Origin of the sequence: Streptomyces sp. NPDC005302 (assembly GCF_040607345.1) — a bacterium.
Lineage (GTDB): Bacteria > Actinomycetota > Actinomycetes > Streptomycetales > Streptomycetaceae > Streptomyces.
Map to the genome: position 1 here is coordinate 1 of NZ_JBEXGN010000045.1, position 18,301 is coordinate 18,301.

An 18,301-nucleotide genomic window follows, 5' to 3' on the forward strand; every position below is an offset into this window, starting at 1 on the left:
ACGCACCATGGTCCACTGGGCCATGGCTAACAAAACCAGCCGTGAACTCACCGGAGAATCCGCACCAACCTGGCGAATCGAAACCGGCGATTCCGGCAATCCAGCCTGAACCTTGATCAGATGCTCTCTTAGACCTCCATCGGGGACAACCTCGCCTCGGCGAGGTGCCCCGGAAAGCCCTCCGCAGGAGACTGGTCCTTTTACGTCCCGACCAGCAAGCAGACCGAGATCTCGGACGAGACGGCCAAGTCTGGCTCGTGGGTAGCCCTTTCGGTCGGTGGCGTGGCCGAGGGCTGCCACTTCGACCTGGCGGTGGTAGACGATGGCAAGGCACTGTGCGCGACGGACGACCGGGACGCGCCGTGCGGGTTGGACGTGAGGTTCACCAAGAAGTCGTAGTACGGCTCACTTTTTTGAACGCCGCCATGACCCGTGTGTGAGGGGCAGGTCAGCTCTGCGGTCGAGAACCGGCGTGCACGGCGAGCGTGGTGGGGCGCGGCCGCGGACGGAGGTACGTGCATTGCAGAACACTGCCCCTGCCGCCATCGTCACCGGCAGGGGATCACTGCACCTCGTCGGGCACCTCCCAGAACGCCTCATCGGCAGGTGCGGTCAGTCTTCGGCTGGGCTAGGTGCTGTGAGGTCGACCCATATCCACGGCTCGCGATGCCAATCACGGATCTTGCCTATGACGAGGTCGACGGTCGCTCCCACTGGCGGGAGCTCCTGCACGAGTCGCTTCACTCCCGGCTCGCTTCCGCGGCGAATCTTGTCGAGTGAGGCTCCCACCGGGTCGTACTCGTCGATTTTTGCCGTGAGGCCCCATGGCTGGTGACTAGTGATCGTTGCTTGGACTGTCTCGCCTTGCCGAAGTTCGCTGAGAGGCCGTCTCGGTTGATTTGACATGGCGTCATCCTCCCCGACGCTTGATCGCGCAGGACGTACGTGTAGTGGTCGTCATCGAAGATGATCAAGGGCCTTGCCGGCATCGTCATCCGGGGAGTATGACTTTCCGCAGATCGGCCGTGCATCGCGGGGGAGGGGCGAACTCGCAGCTCCGGTGCAGAGATTGGGGGGGGTGCCCCTATCTCTTTGGTCAAGGTGGATGGGGCTGTTCTAGGGCGGCTGGAACGATGTGCTCGTGCATGTTGATGATGAGACGGTGGCAGCGGGCGGGAACGGACCGGAGTGGACGGGTGCGGTGAGTGAGCGTCTCCGTTGCTGCGTCTGTGGTGGGTCGACTGATGGCGCCGAGGACTACGTGCTCGTCGAACTGACGGCGAAGTTCTCTGACGCGCGCCAATGGCTGGGTGCGCATGCGGAGCACCTGAACTCCGTCCTTGCAGAGGGGTTCTCCGTGGAGGTTCATGACATGTAGGGCTGCCGTGATGGCCTGCGCGATCTCGGTTCGCAGGCAGGCTGGTTGCCCTCACCCCGTTCCGGTTGTCCGAGGTTCGTAGAAGGTGCCGTCTCTGAGCATGGCGAAGAGGACGTCGGCCCGGCGTCGGGCGAGGCAGAGCAGGGCCTGGGTGTGGTGCTTGCCCTGGGTGATCTTCTTGTCGTAGTAGATCCGCGAGGCCGGGTCGCTCAGGGCGGCGAACGCGGAGAGGAAGAAGGCCCGTTTGAGCTGCTTGTTTCCTCTCCGTGAGGGCTGTTCGCCGCGGATCGAGGACCCGGAACTGCGGGTCGCGGGGGCGAGGCCGGCATAGGCGGCGAGGTGGCCGGCGGTGGGGAAGGTGCTGCCGTCACCGACCTCGATCAGGATGCGGGCTCCGGTCCTGACGCCGACTCCCGGCATCGAGGTCAGGATCTTCGAAAGAGGGTGGGCCTCCAGGAGTTCCTCGATCCGACCGGCCAGCAGTTTTCGCTGATCAAGCACGGCGGCCAGGGACACGGCCAGACTTGGGACGATCAATGCTGCCGCCTCGGTGCCCGGAACGGTGACGGTCTGCTCGTCCAGGGCGGTGAAGCCTCGACCAGCCGCTCGGCCATCCTCGGGGCCTTCGGCCGTAACAGCGTGACCAGCCGTCGCCGTCCTGCCGTGCGGATCTGGGCCGGTGAACCGAAACGCTCCAGCAGGGCCAGGACGGCCGGGTGCTGCAACCTGGGCCTCAGGACCCGTTCCAGCGACGGATGGATCTGGGTCAGCAGGCTGTGCAGCCGGTTGGCGACGCGGGTGGCTTCGCCGGCCAGGTCGTCGTCGAACCCGACGATCATCTCCAGCTCGGCGATCGTCTCGTCCTCGGCGTCGATGGCCCGCAGCGTGTGGGGCATCGTGCGGGCCGCGTCGGCGATGATGAATGCGTCCTTCGCGTCCGTCTTTGCCTCTCCCGGGTAGAGGTCGGCGATCCGTCGCATCGTGAGCCCGGGCAGGTAGGCGACCGGGCAGCCCATGTCTCGGGCGACCGCCAGCGGCAGGGCACCGATCGAGGCCGGCTGGTCGACCACGACCAGCACCGTCTCGTGCTTGGCCTGGAGTTTCGCGAACAGCTCGCGGAGCTTGGGTTCGGTGTTGGGCAGGCGCTTGTCGAAGGCTTTCTTCCCGGCTGGTGTGACGGCGGTGGCGTGGTGTTCGCCCTTGCCGACGTCCAGGCCGAGGAAGACGTCGATGTCGCCGGTGTCGATCACGTGCAGGCCCCTCCGGTCACACTTTCCGACCGGCCTTGCCTCGGCATCGAGCTGCCACACCCACGTTACGGAGAGCTCATCCGGCTCGGGTGAAGCCGGTGCTCAAGCCCCTCATCAGCGGTCCGTCGATGCCTCCGGCCCCGGTGACACCACCCCCCCCTGATCATCAACAACAGGAGGGGGAAGTCATGCCGGACCCGAAGGCCGGAGGCCCCATTGCGGAGCCACGAAGACGGTAACGGGGGGGGCGGTCGGAAGCTCTGCTCCGTCGGCAGTCGCAACCGCTCGTGGATCTGGCCGAGAGGGATGCGCAGGTGGAGGCGTCGCTCACGCGGATCAAGAGTGAGCCGGGCCTCGTGGCGCCAGGTTGGACGCTTTACTCAGTGCGGCCGGAGTCGGTGGAATTCTGGCAGAGCGACAAGGAGCGCCGCCACACCCGGCTCGTCAACCTGTCTTCACCCGGCGGGTGGACCAAGCAGATGCTGTGGCCTTGAAGGCATCGACGGGTGGGCAAGCGCAGAAATTGCGCTGACCTGCGAATCTGCCGTGGCACAACCTGCCAACGGCAACCGAATAGCTGTTCCATCGGCGATTGCGCCTCTGGCCTGTCTGTTGGTGGCCGGCCCCTGGTGCTGCTACTGCCCTACAGGCGTATGAGGACACGTCCCAGTCCGAGAAGCGACTTCATGTGGAACGACACCGGCTGGGTATTGGCGGCTTGAGTGCTTGCCCCCTCGATGCGTAGTGGCACTGCGCGTTGTCGCATCCGAACCATGCTGGAAGATGAGGGCGTGCTGCCCTACGTCTATCGCGTCACCAAGTACGACCCCGCCGACCGTGATGAATACGGCCACTACACGGGCACCGAGGACACGGTCAGTGACCACGGCCAGGTCGAGGGTGCTTACGTTCGAGCAATCGAAGCGTTCGCCGCAGACACCGGCATCAAGTGCTTCGCGGTCCGCGAGCCGCATCTCCCAGCGCCATTCGTGAACTTCGGGCTGAAGGCACCGATGGACGGCTTCGGACTGGCCAGTGCCTTCCCGACCGGGCCTGACGGTTTCCACGATGGCGCGGAGGTCTCGGTAAGCACCGCGATGGATCTTGTACGGACCATGCTGCGCGACGGTGGCGCATGGTGCCGGCTGGAAGTGGAAGACACCTTCGCCGTGCACGTGGGCTGGGACCAATACCTGTACATCGGCAGCAGTCGGCCCTGCGCAACCGCGGTGGCCCGGACCCGCGCGCTCGGGCTGTTCCCGGAGCGGATCGACTCCTCGCCGTACGAGTTCGAAGCCGAGGACGAAGGTCCCCAGCGGTCGGCCGACGACGAATTCTGGGCTCAGTTGCGCTGGTCGATGGCGGGGACCAACGCCAGGGTCCTGGAAGAGCAGTCCGCCTACAACTCCGGGCGATGGCACCGCCTCACCCCCGACAACATCGACACGATCCGCGCCGAGCTCGCTCCCCGAGCCCGGCTGGCTATCTGGCCGGACCTGTCCTCCGACATCGACGCGGTACTCGCCACCCTCCCCGCCGAGGGCCACGTCGAGTGTGTCTGGCAGGGCAGAGATGGTCGGATGCACAGCGCCACCGCCGACGAAGACGAGTTCCCGGAGCTCACCGCCCGCCTTTCCAGCGCTTCCGCCGCGATGATCCTGTCCATGTACGCCGACGACCGGGTCCCGCTGCTCGCCGCCGTCATGCCCGACAGCGACGGAGTGGTACGCGCCCGCTGGGAGATCGACCCCACCCCGAGCACCATGAAATGGGCCTTCCTCAAGTCCCTTACCCAAGGTGAGGTCGTCACCGGCCAGGTGACCCGCATCGCCGATTTCTTGGTCACTTTCGTCGACATCGGCGGCTTCGAAGCGATGATCAATATCCCCGAGCTGTCATGGCGCCCCTTCAACCACCCCTCCGAAATCGTCGCCGTCGGCCAGGAGATCAGCGCCAAGATTCTCGACGTAGACCCGATCCGCGAACGCGTGTCGTTGTCGCTCAGGGCCCTGCACAAAGATCCGATGCCACGGCTGGCCGGGCAGGTCGGCCAGACTGTCGTCGGCCGCGTCACCAAGCTCGTGCCGTTCGGGGTGTTCGTACGCATCGAAGAGAGGGAGAACGGCTTCGAGGGTCTGGTGCACACCACCGAACTGGGCGACGGGCACCCGGATCATCCGCAGTTTGCCGTCCACGTCGGCGACGCACTCCCCGTGAGGATCCTGGACATCGACCCGACTCGTCGCCGCATCACGCTCTCGCACCGGCAGGCGATCTCTGCCCGCCGGGACGAACCCGGCACCTGATCAATCCAAGCCTTACGGGTCATGAGACCACCACCCTCGATCGGCCTGCCCGTCCTGGAGCCAGGACACGAAGTCGACTTCCGGTTTTGCTTCCTCGCCAGCATCGGCATACGGGGCGGTGCATCCGTCCCCTAGCCACCAGACTCGACCGCGCTGAGGTCCAGTCACGACGAGTATCCAGAACTCACGGCCGCGGTTGCTGCCCACGAGGGCCGATCCGTGTTGGTAGATGCTATGGAGGAGGGGCGAGTGCTGGCCGTGGTCGTTGTAGTCGTACTCCCACTTCATTCCTCCTCGAGGGGGAATGGCGCCGTTGGTTTTCGCAGCGCCGTGCCATCGAATGGTTCGGGGCTCAGCCAGCACTCGGCTTTCCAGTGCTGCCAGCTCACGGGGAGTTGTCCCAGTGGGAGCAGCCCATGCGGGGCGGATGGACTGCTTCGAGTGCCGTCGTCGAGCACCGTCGGACGGCCCGGAGACGGCCCGGGTTAGTCATGAGCCATGGCGACTGGTGGCGAGGACAGACGGAATGGGATCGTCTGAACTGAGTCTCTGAGCGCAGCCCAACCCGCATGCTTCTACAGGCCGCGAAGTGCCTCGTATAGGTCGTCGTAGGCACACCAGCAGTCGATGCTGCCGTCGTCGTACAAGCTGCCCATGTACCAGTCGTCGTCGTGGACGGGTTTCACGAGACACAAGCTGCCGAACCCGAGAACGATCTCTGGCTGCAGCATCTCGTCGGCTCCGGTGAAAGCGACCCACTTCACCGCCCGGTTTGGATTCAGGGGGACAGCCCTTTGGTCGCCAGACACGTCCCGGATTTGCTGAAGCGTCCACCCTGGGGGTAGCTGTGCGTCGGTCATCCACGGATGATCTCACCGGCCAGGTGTGGAACACCGCTTTAGGAGTTCGATCACCGGGGCTTCACAGCGCTCGGCATCGCGGAGTGGGAAGGCGTCATCGGTCGTCCGGGGCTGCCGTTGTCTGCGTCGTTGGTGTCAGGGATAGATGTCAGAACGGGAGCCGTTCCGGCTCCTCAGAGATCCGTCGGGCGAACTCGTTGACAACCTGGGGTACGACTTGTTGGGCGTCTTCATCCTTCAGTGCTTCAAGGAGCGCTTGTCGGACAGCCGCGTATGGCTGTCCGCCGTGAGAGGAACGGGTCCGGCTGACTGCCCGCTCGACCTTCGCCAGGTGGGCCGCCACTATCGGCATCGCATTGTCGTACTCGCTCGGGTCGGTGGCCACGGGATCAGCCGATCAGGGTGTACCTGCGAGGTCAAGGCGTGCGGTAGACCATCAGCTTGGGAAGCTGCGGGCATTTGGTGCGCCTGTGGTGCTCGGACGTTGTCGGCGACTGCCCGTAGGCTGCGGAGTGTTGGGTCGGTCTGCCGTCTCGGCGACAGCGGGAACAGCACCGCCGCAGTGACCGCAGCAGTCCCGGGCCTATGACTCGCCATGATCTGCGCCCCGTCAGAGACGGCCGGCCGCGGCGAGCACGCCGAGGAGCGCGCGGCATCGCGGTGTGGCGCCGATCGCTGCGGTAACGGCCCTCCTACTCTGATGACTCAGCGTCATCCTCATTTTGGAGCGCGAGTTCGCGCAGCACGTCGGCCGACGACACGTCCGTGCGTCCAGCGTCGTGGTACTCGGCAAGTTAGATAAAGGCTGAGGCGAACGCAGCGGCAATGAGTTGCAGAGGAGCGTCCAACTGACGGTTTACCTCTTGGGTGAGCTGGGCGTCGGACCACGACCTGTCGATGAGGACCGGTGGGATGCACTCCGCCAGCAGCTCGCCGATAACCTCGGCATCGTGATTGGGATCCTCGGGCTCGCGCTCTAGATCCTGTGCGCGAGTCAGAACACCAACTATCCGCCGCGCGATCTCTCGCTCCTCCATGGGGCGAGCATAAACGTCCTCTGGCGGAGCAGTTCGCGAATCTGACCCGCGACGACGGTGAACAGTGCCCGGGCTCGGTTCACCGTAGTGACGTGGAGCGCTGAGCTTTGGAATCACCGGGCTCTGCGGCCTCGGTTGTGCTCTGACCCGCATCAACGATCGCCAGGGGGAGCCGTTGAGCTCGACCTAGGCGCTGTTTCTCGGATCTCCGTACATGAGTGTGGTGTTGGGGTCAGGCTGGCTGCATGGGCCGTGGCGATCTGACGAATGCTGAGTGGGATCGACTGGAGTCGTTCTTACCTCCTGGTGGTGCGCGTGGAGGTCGATGGAGCGACCACCGTCGGGTGATCAACGGGGTTCTCTACCGTGTGCGGACCGGTGTGCAGTGGCGGGATCTGCCGGAGCGGTTCGGGCCCTGGGAGACGGTCTATAAACGTCATCGTCGCTGGTCGGCGGACGGGACCTGGCAGATGCTGTTGTCGCGGGTGCAGGCTGCCGAGGATGCCGCGGGCCGGATCGACTGGGACGTGTCGGTCGACTCCACAGCGGTGAGGTCGCACCAGCATGCGGCCGGCGCGATGAAGGCGCCGCCCGCCGCGGTTCCTCAAAAGGGGGCCAGCCGGGGGACGAACCAGGTCGATCCGGTGCTTCGAAAACTGGTCGCCCGATTGGAGGAGGTGGTCAGATCGGCGAGTGCCTGGGACGATCCCGCGGCGGCTTCACCACCAAAATCCACCTCGCCGCCGACGGACGATGCAGGCCGCTCACCTTCCTCCTGACCCCCGGGCACTACGGTGACGGCCCCCAACTCGAGCCCGTCCTGCAGCAGATGTCCGTCCCCCGACTCGGATTCGGACGGCCTTGCACCCGACCTGATCATGTCCTGGCCGACAAGGCCTACACGTCGCGCAAGAATCGCCGCTACCTGCGACGACGCGGAATCGCGCACACCATCCCCGAACGCCTCGACCAGCATTCGCACCGCCGCAACCGCGGTTCCCGAGGCGGTCGGCCCACCGGCTTCGACAGCGAGCGCTACAAGAAGCGCAACACCGTTGAGCGTGCCATCAACCGGTTGAAAGGCTTCCGAGCCGTCGCCACCCGCTACGAGAAACGGGCCTACACCTACCTCGGCACCATCACCCTCGCAGCCCTCGTCATCTGGCTCCGCACATGATCCAAGAAACAGCGACTAGCACCGCCATTGACCGTGGTCTACCCTCCCTCGGGCACGGCCACCTTCTGATCCGTAGCTCTAGATGGATCGGTCAGTGACGGTCGGTTTCGCGGCCCTCAGAGCCACCCAATAGTCCACGGTCGGGCCGGCCTCCTACCGGGCACCGCCCTCGCCAGGCCACGGCGTAGACGAGCACTCGGCGCATTAGCCGGTTTCCGGCATGGCGCCGTGGCCGCTTGCGAGGTGCTCGAAGAACCCCTCCAGCAGGTCGAAGAGCCCAGCGACAGCCTGACGATGCTCGTCATCCGACCACGGCTCGACCGGTCGGCCCTCGGGGAAGACGACCTGAACAACCTGGGCCGACCAGACGAGGTTCTGACCGACCTGGTTCGTATCCGCGAGCCACTCTCGCAGTCCGTTCAGTAGCGCTCCGCCGCAGGCATGGTCGTAACCGTTGAGGTAGGCCGTTACCCCGTCGTAGGTGATGCGGCCGACGTACATGCCCGTCCGCTTCCTGAAGTTCTCCCAGAACCTCTGGTGTGATTCGACCCGCCTGCCCCTCTTCCGGCCCCAGGCAGCGGGCACCCGGGAAAGGTCTGTTCCCATGCCCCAAGTGGAGTACGAGACGGCCTCTGAGCCCATGTCGAGGGCCGTGAGAAGAACGGCCATGCGCTCGGCGGGATCGACAGGTCCAGACTTTCTGACCCATACGTACGTGCCCGACGGATCACGCTCGTGATGGGTGACGACGAAGTCCGTTCCATCGAGAGTGAAAAACGCAGCACGAATGGCGCCGTGTCTGTCCCACGACTCCTCGATCGTCAACCGCAGCCGTCGAGCCACCGAGTCCAGCTCTACTGCGAGCAGCGCCAGCGAAATCAGCGGCTCCGTTGCGGCTTGGAACATGGAGCACTGCCGTGCCGGATTGCGTGCACCTATTTGAGCCGAGGACGTGGCGGGCGCCCAGTCAGCTTCGGGATCCGGAAGGTTGATCATCTCGGTCACGACGCACAGTCAATCAGGCTTCCGAACCCCAGTTGGCCCGTGTCGCTGGAAGCGGCCCTTCCAGTGCGCTGACCTGGGGTGGGTCAGGTTGTCTTCCTCGCCGGAACCCGCGTTCTCATGGCGGACCGGACGACGAAAGCCATCGAGACGGTCCACCGCGGCGATCAAGTTCTGGCCACCGACCCCACAACCGGCCTGACGGCTGCCCGCCCGGTCACCGAACTCATCGTCACCGAGCACGACAAACGCTTCAACGAACTGACCGTGCGCACCCGTCATGGCGCCGAACGAATCACCGCCACGAACGAACACCCCTTCTGGTCACCCTCCCAGCGCGACTGGGTCAAGACCGAAGATCTCCACAAGGGGATGACGCTCCGGACGGAGGACGGCACGCCGATCGCTGTCCAGAACAACCGACCCTTCGAGCGAACCGCCCGCACGTTCAACCTCACCGTCGCCGGACTGCACACCTACTACGTGCTCGCCGGACGCACCCCGCTCCTCGTCCACAACTCCGCCTGCAGTCTCCTGCTCCACGAACGGGCCGGCGGCCACGCAATCGCACGTCACGTAGGCAAGAGCGACGCCTTCCTGAAAGCTCGGGGCCTCCCGAAGGCTTCGACCTTCAATGACCTCGCCGCCGCAGAGAAGGCCACCGGAGACAACATCGCCAAGAATCAGGCTGCGATCCAGCAGTGGTTGTCATCAGCCGCCACAGGCAAAAAGCAGCCCTTCGAAAACGCGATGGACGGCGCAGGCGGAAAGATCTATCTGAAAGCCTCGGACACCTTCATCAGCCCCAAGAAGGTGGTCACCGTGCTTAAGAAGAAGAGCGATGGCTACTACATCCTGACGTCCTACCCGGAGATTTGATGCTTCCCGAACCCCTCGAAAATCTCGCGAGTGCCTACTTCAACCAGGACTACGACCTGGACTACGACACGCCGATCGAGGCGCTGACCGACTACCGGGAGACCAATCCTCCGGAGTCCGTGGACACTCTGCGCGAGGCGATCCGCAGCCTGCTCGACGCCGGCACGTCCGACGAGCAGCTCGCCCAAGTGTGGCTGGAGGAGGGCAACGCCTACTACGACCCCCGCACCGACGGCGTGACGATGACCAACTGGTTCCGCACCATGCTGGAAGCCTTGGGGTGACCCAACCTCCTGGGGCGGCGCAGTGCTCCACGCCTGCACCGCCCCGGGACCCCTGAATGGTCCTGAAAGCAGCCAAGCGCCCTTCGCTGCCCGAGCGCCATCGGCTGCGACCGACTGCGTGGCGACTCCTGACTCCCGTGCCCGGCTTCGATACTCGCGAGGCCGGGCACGGCAGGCAGGGGCCGTGCTGCCGGGGCTCAGGCGTCGATGATGACGGGGATGATGAGGGGTCTGCGGCGGTAGGTGCGAAACGCCCAGTTCGCCACGGCGCGGGCGATGAGCTGTTCGAGTTGGATCGCGTCCCCGACGCCTTCGTCGGCAGCGGTGGCCAGGGTCTTCTCGATGACGGGGATGACCGTCTCGAAGGTGGTGTCGTCATGGGCGAAGCCGCGGGCCAGGAAGTCGGGGGCTTCGGCGAGGGCGCCGGTGTCGGCGTCGACGATCGCCACCACCGTGACCACACCCTCTTCCCCAAGCGTGCGGCGGTCCTTGAGGGAGGCTTCGGTGACGCCGCCGACCTCCATCCCGTCCACGTAGACGTAGCCTGCGGGGACCTTCCCGGTGATGGACGCGCGGCCGTCGACGAGGTCAACGACGACGCCGTCCTCGGCGATGACGACCCGGTCCGGGTCGACACCGGTACGGATGGCGAGGTCGCCGTTGGCCTGCAGGTGGCGCCATTCGCCGTGCACAGGCATGACATTGCGGGGTTTGACGATGTTGTAGCAGTAGACGAGTTCGCCGGCGCTGGCGTGCCCGGAGACGTGGACCTTGGCGTTGCCCTTGTGGACCACGTGGGCGCCCCACCGGGTAAGCCCGTTGATGACGCGGTAGATGGCGCTCTCGTTGCCGGGGATGAGGGAGCTGGCGAGCAGGACGGTGTCGCCCTTGCCGATACGGATCTGGTGGTCGCGGTTGGCCATCCGTGACAGCGCGGCCATCGGTTCGCCCTGGGAGCCGGTGCACACCAGAGTGATCTTGTGGTCTGGGAGCTTCTCCAGCTCCTTCGTACTCACGACCAGACCGGAGGGGACCTTCAGATAGCCCAGGTCACGGGCGATTCCCATGTTGCGGACCATCGACCGGCCGACGAAGGCGACCTTGCGGCCGTGCTGGTGGGCGGCGTCCAGAACCTGTTGGATGCGGTGCACATGGCTGGCGAAGCTGGAGACGATGACCCGGCGCGGCGCCGTGCGCAGCACCTGCTCGATCGCAGGGTTCAGCTCACGCTCGGAGGTGGTGAAGCCGGGTACTTCGGCGTTGGTGGAGTCGGTGAGGAACAGGTCCACACCCTCCTCGCCGAGGCGGGCGAAGGCACGCAGATCGGTGATGCGGTCGTCGAGAGGGAACTGGTCCATCTTGAAGTCGCCGGTGTGCAGCACCATCCCGGCGCCGGTGCGGATCGCGACCGCGAGGCCGTCCGGGATGGAGTGGTTGACCGCCACGAACTCGCAGTCGAAGGGCCCGAAGCTGCGCCGGTCGCCCTCCCGCACGCGCACCGTGCGCGGCCGGATACCGTGTTCCTTGAGCTTGGCCTCCAGGAACGCCAGCGTCAGCTGGGAGGCGACGATGGGAATGTCGGACCGCTCGCGCAGCAGGTAGGGCACGCCGCCGATGTGGTCCTCATGGCCGTGAGTGAGGACCACGGCCACGATGTCGTCCAGCCGGTCCCGGATGGAGGTGAAGTCCGGAAGGATTACATCTACGCCGGGCTGGGTCTCTTCGGGGAACAGCACGCCGCAGTCGACGATGAGCAGCTTGCCGGCGTGCTCGAAGACGGTCATATTGCGGCCGATCTCGCCCAGGCCGCCGAGGGCGATGACCCGCAGCCCTCCTTCGGGAAGGGGCGGAGCGGCTTTCAGCTCGGGGTGCGGATGACTCATGCCTGGACATTACCCGGAGAGTGGAACGAGGTGATCCATTGCCTGGGCGGTCCCTTCCTCCTGCCGAGCGGATCGAGCGGTGCTGGCAGCAGGCCAACGACCGCCTCACCAGCAACCTGCGGCACCACCCAGGGCTACCGGCTATCTCACCGCGCTGTCGCCATCGCTCGTAGGGCCGTCTGAGCTGGTGGAAGCTGTCTTGAGGCACGTGCTGTGGAGTCTGACGGTGGCTCGACGGGGGTGCCAAGGTTGTGCCAGAGGTGGAAGCGGTCGGCCACTTGGATCGAGTTCGGTGCACCGGTCCGGGCGCCGTCGGCGTAGGAGCCGGCTCGGTCACGACAGATGATCTCGGCGCCGGGATGCTCGCGCAGCCAGCCCGCGAGGGTAGAGGCGTCCTGGCCCGGCAGCAGGTCGAGAGGCCGGCCGTTCGCTCAGTCGATGAGGACAGTGCCGTAGTGGTGCCCGCGACAGGTGGCGAAGTCATCGACGCCCAGCACCTTTGGAACGGCCCAGAGCGGATCAGGCACGGCCGTGATCGCCCGCAGCAGCGTAGTCCGACTCGCCTTCGTCTGCAGGACGACAGCTACCAGACGGGCCCGGCCTGGCCTGCGAGGGCAACTGCAACCACCGCCAGGACACGGCGCGATACCGGAGTCCTTCCCCCGTACCTGAACGTCAGACCCGCGACCTGCTCAACGAACGCACGACGCCCGCACAGGCTGTTATCGCAGTACAGCCGCCGCACGCTCAGCGCAATCACCACCGGCTGGTCGCTAACCGGACTGTCGTCCAGCCGGCGTTCGTAGCAGCTGTGCACATGACTCGACGGAAATTCGCAGTCCGGGCACGAAGCCGTGCCACCGAGGGTTCTCGGAACGATGTGCACCACACCGCACTCCGTGAACACCCGCTCCACCAGAACCGCCCTGAACTGCGGAGACAGCACCCCTATGAGGTCATCACACCGCACCACGGCCCCATATGACGCGACGTCACCGTGGCATAACGCTGGTGATCGTCCTCACGGAATGTGTGCCAGAACCCAGCACTGCGCGATAAAGCCACCCCCGTCCGGGTCCGAGTGCTGGTAACACTCGGGAACCACCCCCTCGGCCGGGGTTTTCGGCGTTTCACGGCCCGTTCGCACGATGTGCTCTGGCCACCAGCGCATACCTGTACGACGCCAGCGGCAGCCTCCTGATCCGGCACAGCCCGGACGCCACCACCCTCTACGCCGGTGACGAGGAAATCACCCTCAAGACGGGTGCCAGCAACGCCGACGGCGTCCGCTACATCTCCCTCGCCGGCCGGACCGTGGCCACCCACTCCTCCGACGGAAAATCTACCTACCTCATCCCCGACCACCAGGGCACCGGCACCCTGCAGATCGACTCCCAGACCCAGCAGGTCACCCGCCGCCAGTGCAAGCCCTTCGGCGAAACACGCGATCAAAGCGGCACCTGGATCGGACAACAGGGATACGTCGGCGGCACCCAAGACGACAACACCGGCCCGACCAACCTCGGCGCCCGCGAATACGACCCAAGCATCGGCCGCTTCCTCAGCCCCGACCCCATCCTGGACCCAGGCTCCCCACAGACCTGGAACGCCTACGACTACGCCGGCGACACCCCGGTCAGCGAGTCCGACCCGTCCGGCCTGTGCATGGCCGACCAGTGCGGCATCGGCTACCCCATCGGCGGCACCGGCACCAGCAAGAGCAACCCCGTCCGCGTCGTCACCACCGGCCCCGTCGACCCGGGCGGCTCCAACACCGCCGTCTGCCACCACGGCAAATGCTCCGACGGCCACACCATCGGCGCGGCCGGCGGCAACATCAGCAAAAAGACTTACGACCCGCAGGCCGAAGCCCGCGCCGTACAACGCGCCAAGACCACCGCGGACGCCGCAGCAGCAGCGGCCAAAAAGCAAGCATCTGGCTTCCAGCACCAGCTCCTCAGCCTCGTCGCCGACGTCATCGGCCTGACCGACGCCTACAACTGCTTCACCAAGGGCGACGTCATGGGCTGCGTTAACACAGCCCTCACCGCCGTCCCTTGGGGCAAGGTCTTCAAAGCAATCAAGGTCGGCGTCGAAGCCTTCAAACTCTGGCGCTCCCTCGACCGCGCCTACACACCAGTCAAGGACGCGGAGGAGGCCGCAAAGTTGGCGGAGGACGCGGTCAAGGCAGAACACGCCATCGCCGAAGCGCGCAAAGCGGAGGACGCGGGTGCCGGCGCAGTCGAAGACGCGGCAGGCTGCGCAACCCACAGCTTCATATCCAGCACAGGCGTACGCCTGGCAGACGGCTCCTCAAAACCGATCAGCAGAATTAAGGTCGGCGACACCGTCCTGGCGACAGACCCGCAAACCGGCGTCACAGCACCCGAGAGAGTCCAGAACGTCATCGTCACCACGACGGACAAGGACTTCACCACCCTCACCCTGGACACAGCACCCACCCGCGGACCTCCCAGTCAGCAGACCCGCGATGCCTCACACCGGAACGCCCAGCGGACCCTCACGATCACCTGGCACCACCCCTTCTGGGACGCCACCCACCACCGCTGGATCGACGCCCACCAACTCACCGCGGGCACCGAGCTCCGTCAGTCGGACAGCACGACGGTCGTCATCCGCGGCGTGCGCAACTTCCATCAGCACAGCACCACGTACGACCTCACCGTCGGTACCCTCCACACGTACTACGTGCTAGCGGGCGGCACCCCGCTATTGGTCCACAACTGCCCGACAGGCGGGGCCGCCGATCTTCCGGACTTCGACCCCAGCGGCATTCCCCGGCACCAGCCCGGCGCAGCGGCGAGTCGGTCGGGTGAGGCCTCCGCCGAGGAGGGCGCACAAGCTGCAGAGTTCAAGTCCGGCGCGGTTGAGGAAGTGGCCAGCGTTGCGCAGCAGGTCGGTGATCACATCGGGGGTGGCACGCCGGTATCGGACCCGGTCACCGCGGCAGCTGTGGCCGTTACAGTCGGCATCGACGCGTTCAAGAAGGGCGCGGCGCGTTGGGCAGCACGAAGGGCAGCAGAGGGCGGCCGATGAACCAGGTCAGGGCGAGTGCGAAAGAGATCGTCGAGCAGTACGGCCGGGACGGGAGACTGTCCGGGGAGAGCATTGCCCTGGCCGAGTTCGGAGTCTGGAACCGGACAACCCCCGGAATGCTTCTGCTGGGGACCGGCTATCTCGCCGCACTCGATGATCCTGCCCTGGTCGAGCGGGTCCTGGAGTCCGGCAATGAAGCGTTGGCCATGATCCTGAAGGAGGACGATCCCTTCGGGGCACTGGCTCTGACTGACGCCGGTGCGGAGTTCAGCTGGAATCAATGGGTGGCCTGGATCTGGGCGTACTGGCAGAGTCGGGGCATTTCGTCTATCGTGCTCGATGATTTGTTCGAGGAGGCTGAGGGGGTTTGGGCGGAGACAGCCGACGGCGGTGACGTGACCCGGCCCCGCGTCCGTGACGGTGTATGCGGCCCCTGGGACGCGTCCGAGACGCCGGTGCCGGCGGACACGGAGCGGATCGACTACGGCGTCATGAAGACCCCGCGCCTCGAAGGCGCCGAGACGCGACCCCTCTACGCCGGTGAGCGCATCGTCGGTGTCATCGTGAGGTTCGGCGGGCACGCCTTCTCCCTGCAGGTCTACTGGGCACGCGGAAGGCCGTTGTGGCGCACGGTGCGACCCAAGATCATCAATCGGGTACGGGATCAGGGCGGCAGCGCAGAGGACGCCGAGAGCAGCTTCGGTGCCGAGGTCCGTGCTCAGATCCCTGTCGTAAAGAACGGGCAGCGGATGCTCCAGCCGACGCGGATCGTCGGGTGTGACGGGCCGGGATGGCTGCTGCGTGGGGTCTATGGGGGGCCGGCCGCGCTGGCGGACGTTGTGGACCTGCGAGCCCATCACCTCTTCACGCAGACGGTGGTCGACCTGTCTGCGTTGGAGGTCCAGGCGGACGCGACCCAGGAGATCACGAACCTGGAGGTCTGCTGGCCGACCACGGAATGAGCAGAATGGGCGAGACGCGAATGGCGAGGGGGCCGGACCGAACCCAGTCCAGTGATGCTTGCTGCCCGTCTTCCGGCGGTCGACCGGTGACGGACCCGTGTCGGCTCACCCTTTTAACTGATGGTTTCAGAATGACGTTCGGAGTCGTCTCAAGCAGATGATGCTGCAGGCGAGTTGGAGTAGTGCGAGGTGGAGGTCGACGCGTATCTCGTAGCGGATTCGCAGTCGCTTGAACTGGTGGAGCCAGGCGAAGGTCCGCTCGACGACCCAGCGGGTCTTGCCCAGTCCGGAACCTTGGGTTGTGCCCTTGCGGGCAATCTTCGGTGTGATGCCACGAGCCCGGAGGAGGAGGCGGCGGTACTTGTCGTAGTCGTAGCCGCGGTCGGCGAACAGCCGGCGTGGCCGTCTGTGAGGCCTGCCACGGATTCCGCGGATACCGGGTATCGCGTCCAGAAGAGGCATCAACTGCGTGACGTCGTGACGGTTTCCCCCGGTCTGAGCCACGACGATCGGGGTGCCATGCCGGTCTACGATCACATGGTGCTTGCTGCCGGGCCTGGCCGGGTCGACCGGCGAAGGTCCGGTGTGAGCCCCCCTTTGAGGGCTCGGACGTGTGAGCCGTCGATCGCGACGTCGTCCATGTCGAGCAGGCCCGCGGCCCGCAACTCGGCCAGCAGCACCTCGTGCAGCCGTGGCCAGGTGCCTGCTTCGGTCCAGTCCCGCAGGCGTCGCCAGGCCGTCACCCCACTGCAGCCGACCTGCTCCGCCGGTACGTCCCGCCAGCTCACGCTCTTGCACAGCACGTAAACGATGCCCCGCAGCGCAACCCGGTCATCCGCGGGCAGCCGTCCGGGATACCGATGCCGTCTGGGTGGCCGTGGAGGCAACAGAGGGGCCACGCGTTCCCACCGGTCATCAGGCACCAGGTCAGGAGGCGCACCACAGATCCTGCCGACACAACACCCAACTGCCAAGCCCCACAGTGAACTTCATTCTGAAACGATCAGTTAGCCGATACTGCGGCCGTTCCGGGGTCATGCCCCGTCGCGGCGCAGGACGACAAATTGATGTCGCGAGCGCCGTACCGACACAGGTGGAGATCGAGAAGCTGGCGAAGTCCTCGCCGCTGTCCGGCCCGCCGCCTCGAGGTCCTCGCGATACAGACCGCGTACTGGCCCGTCCACGAAGCCCACAGGGGCGCCGCCCCTCGACAGGCCGCCGCGGCGGGGCCCGGATGCTGCTGGCCCGCTTCGGCCGCTGGAGTTCCTATCGCTGACCTGCCGCGGATCTGTCACGGTGTCCGTCCACGGTTCGGAGCATCTGCCCGGCCAACCGGACGCTGCGGGGCTGATCGTTCCTGCGATGAATGCTGCCCCGCCCACCCGGGTGAGGCGTGGGCCGGTTCTCCTGCGGGAGGCTGCCTCATCCCGCTATACCGCCGGCGGACTGGGTGTCAGACAAGCTGCCCTGGCAGCTATCCGCGGACCCGGCCGAGCTGGACGCGTTGGCCCGCCTCGCCGAGGTCTGCCCGACGTCCCCCGTCACCTATGAGCAGGTTCCGTAACCGGCTCTTGACTTGGCCCCCTGCGGCGACGGCCTGGTACTTGGTCTGGCGAGGACGGCACGGAGGTTGTTCTTCGGGCGCTGAGAGCTGGCGCCCGTGCTCCCCCTTTCTCTCTTGCCCGATCCGTGTGCGGGCGTGGCCGGGGCGTCTGCCCAGGTGGGGCGGGCGGTGTCACTCCTCGGTGGGCAGCCAGGTGCCGTGCAGGCCGAGGGGGGACGCAAACGGGGATGCGGACGCGGGCGACTGGGCCTTGAGCGGGGTCGTCCGCGGGGATGACGAGAAGCCAACTGGTGTTGTCGGTGCGGTCGGTGGCGAACGTCAGCCAGTGCCCGCGTTCGCTGCTGCGGGTACCCGGCGCGGGCGCGAAGACCGGCTCGCCGACCGACAGGTCACCGGCGTCCCAGGACTGCGCTGTGCTGCCGTTCGTACGGACGTCGTACCAGCGCAGGGCGTCGTACTCACCGGGCAGCAGGCCGTCGACCCGGCCGCTTTCCGCGGCCACGGCCAGACGCTGATGTGGGGTGGTCAGAGCGCGGTCGTCGATGCGGGGCAACTCCACCCGGGCATCGTCTAGGCCGTTTCCTTCGGATCATCTGATCGTTGGTTGATGTGTGTCGTTAACTGACGCCCAGTGGGCACGCATTGAGCCGTTGTTGCCGGAC

At 66.0% G+C, this 18,301-nt stretch carries 13 protein-coding genes and 4 pseudogenes; 7 read left to right on the plus strand and 10 right to left on the minus strand.

Annotated features, from left to right (window positions below; translation table 11 throughout):
- Positions 1 to 1,429 precede the first annotated feature (1,429 nt).
- Positions 1,430 to 2,625, minus strand: a pseudogene (locus tag ABZT74_RS34280) (IS110 family transposase).
- 290 nt (positions 2,626 to 2,915) lie between these two features.
- Between ABZT74_RS34280 and ABZT74_RS34285 the strand changes: the two are divergent.
- A complete protein-coding gene (locus ABZT74_RS34285) occupies positions 2,916 to 3,122 on the plus strand; it encodes a pyridoxine 5'-phosphate oxidase C-terminal domain-containing protein (protein ID WP_356441378.1) in 207 nt (68 codons plus the stop codon).
- A gap of 279 nt (positions 3,123 to 3,401) precedes the next feature.
- Positions 3,402 to 4,934: a S1 RNA-binding domain-containing protein gene (locus ABZT74_RS34290; RefSeq protein WP_356441381.1), complete on the plus strand. Its 1,533-nt coding sequence runs from the start codon at positions 3,402 to 3,404 to the stop codon at positions 4,932 to 4,934.
- A gap of 575 nt (positions 4,935 to 5,509) precedes the next feature.
- Here the strand turns inward: ABZT74_RS34290 and ABZT74_RS34295 are convergent.
- From ABZT74_RS34295 to ABZT74_RS34305, 3 genes are all read right to left on the minus strand, one after another.
- A complete protein-coding gene (locus ABZT74_RS34295) occupies positions 5,510 to 5,794 on the minus strand; it encodes a hypothetical protein (RefSeq protein ID WP_356441384.1) in 285 nt (94 codons plus the stop codon).
- Positions 5,795 to 5,942: 148 nt separating this feature from the next.
- Complete coding sequence (locus ABZT74_RS34300; RefSeq protein ID WP_356441387.1) at positions 5,943 to 6,179, minus strand: hypothetical protein; 237 nt, start codon at positions 6,177 to 6,179, stop codon at positions 5,943 to 5,945.
- A gap of 409 nt (positions 6,180 to 6,588) precedes the next feature.
- Positions 6,589 to 6,831 (minus strand): hypothetical protein, encoded by a 243-nt coding sequence (locus ABZT74_RS34305; RefSeq protein WP_356441390.1) that lies wholly within the window; start codon positions 6,829 to 6,831, stop codon positions 6,589 to 6,591.
- A gap of 245 nt (positions 6,832 to 7,076) precedes the next feature.
- On the opposite strand from ABZT74_RS34305, the pseudogene ABZT74_RS34310 reads away from it, so the two are divergent.
- Positions 7,077 to 8,008, plus strand: a pseudogene (locus ABZT74_RS34310) (IS5 family transposase).
- A gap of 204 nt (positions 8,009 to 8,212) precedes the next feature.
- Here the strand turns inward: ABZT74_RS34310 and ABZT74_RS34315 are convergent.
- Positions 8,213 to 9,013, minus strand: coding sequence for a hypothetical protein (locus tag ABZT74_RS34315; protein WP_356441393.1), 801 nt, complete (start codon positions 9,011 to 9,013; stop codon positions 8,213 to 8,215).
- Positions 9,014 to 9,091: 78 nt separating this feature from the next.
- Here ABZT74_RS34315 and ABZT74_RS34320 point away from each other — a divergent pair, with 78 nt between their 5' ends.
- Together ABZT74_RS34320 and ABZT74_RS34325 are read left to right on the plus strand one after the other, a co-directional pair.
- Positions 9,092 to 9,889 (plus strand): RNase A-like domain-containing protein, encoded by a 798-nt coding sequence (locus tag ABZT74_RS34320; protein WP_356441396.1) that lies wholly within the window; start codon positions 9,092 to 9,094, stop codon positions 9,887 to 9,889.
- The gene (locus ABZT74_RS34325) at positions 9,889 to 10,173 is read left to right on the plus strand and encodes a contact-dependent growth inhibition system immunity protein (protein WP_356441399.1); all 285 of its coding nucleotides are present in this window, start codon (positions 9,889 to 9,891) and stop codon (positions 10,171 to 10,173) included. The genes ABZT74_RS34320 and ABZT74_RS34325 overlap by 1 nt, the downstream gene beginning before the upstream one ends.
- 197 nt (positions 10,174 to 10,370) lie before the next feature.
- Here ABZT74_RS34325 and ABZT74_RS34330 read toward each other — a convergent pair whose 3' ends face one another.
- From ABZT74_RS34330 to ABZT74_RS34340, 3 genes and pseudogenes are all read right to left on the minus strand, one after another.
- Complete coding sequence (locus ABZT74_RS34330; protein ID WP_356441402.1) at positions 10,371 to 12,056, minus strand: ribonuclease J; 1,686 nt, start codon at positions 12,054 to 12,056, stop codon at positions 10,371 to 10,373.
- A 146-nt stretch (positions 12,057 to 12,202) separates the two neighbouring features.
- Positions 12,203 to 12,469, minus strand: a pseudogene (locus tag ABZT74_RS34335) (transposase); the annotation flags it as partial.
- A gap of 170 nt (positions 12,470 to 12,639) precedes the next feature.
- A complete protein-coding gene (locus ABZT74_RS34340) occupies positions 12,640 to 13,029 on the minus strand; it encodes a transposase family protein (RefSeq protein WP_356441405.1) in 390 nt (129 codons plus the stop codon).
- Between the two features lie 341 nt (positions 13,030 to 13,370).
- Here ABZT74_RS34340 and ABZT74_RS34345 point away from each other — a divergent pair, with 341 nt between their 5' ends.
- Together ABZT74_RS34345 and ABZT74_RS34350 are read left to right on the plus strand one after the other, a co-directional pair.
- On the plus strand, positions 13,371 to 15,113 hold the full coding sequence (locus ABZT74_RS34345; RefSeq protein ID WP_356441408.1) for an RHS repeat-associated core domain-containing protein: 1,743 nt from the start codon (positions 13,371 to 13,373) through the stop codon (positions 15,111 to 15,113).
- A complete protein-coding gene (locus ABZT74_RS34350; RefSeq protein ID WP_356441410.1) occupies positions 15,110 to 16,075 on the plus strand; it encodes a DUF3710 domain-containing protein in 966 nt (321 codons plus the stop codon). Before ABZT74_RS34345 ends, ABZT74_RS34350 begins: the two co-directional genes overlap by 4 nt.
- 126 nt (positions 16,076 to 16,201) lie before the next feature.
- Here the strand turns inward: ABZT74_RS34350 and ABZT74_RS34355 are convergent.
- A protein-coding gene (locus tag ABZT74_RS34355) for an IS5 family transposase (RefSeq protein WP_356441413.1) occupies positions 16,202 to 17,022 on the minus strand; the annotation gives its coding sequence in 2 pieces (ribosomal slippage) (positions 16,202 to 16,674 and positions 16,674 to 17,022; 822 coding nt in all).
- Positions 17,023 to 17,810: 788 nt separating this feature from the next.
- A pseudogene (locus tag ABZT74_RS34360) lies at positions 17,811 to 18,213 on the minus strand (carotenoid oxygenase family protein); the annotation flags it as partial.
- Positions 18,214 to 18,301 lie beyond the last annotated feature (88 nt).

Excerpts from the sequence above, each read along its gene's own strand:
- ABZT74_RS34290 (WP_356441381.1), top strand. The coding sequence starts at position 3,402 with ATGCTGGAAGATGAGGGCGTGCTGCCCTACGTCTATCGCGTCACCAAG.
- ABZT74_RS34295 (WP_356441384.1), bottom strand. The coding sequence starts at position 5,794 with ATGACCGACGCACAGCTACCCCCAGGGTGGACGCTTCAGCAAATCCGG.
- ABZT74_RS34305 (WP_356441390.1), bottom strand. The coding sequence starts at position 6,831 with ATGGAGGAGCGAGAGATCGCGCGGCGGATAGTTGGTGTTCTGACTCGC.
- ABZT74_RS34325 (WP_356441399.1), top strand. The coding sequence starts at position 9,889 with ATGCTTCCCGAACCCCTCGAAAATCTCGCGAGTGCCTACTTCAACCAG.
- ABZT74_RS34330 (WP_356441402.1), bottom strand. The coding sequence starts at position 12,056 with ATGAGTCATCCGCACCCCGAGCTGAAAGCCGCTCCGCCCCTTCCCGAA.
- ABZT74_RS34350 (WP_356441410.1), top strand. The coding sequence starts at position 15,110 with ATGAACCAGGTCAGGGCGAGTGCGAAAGAGATCGTCGAGCAGTACGGC.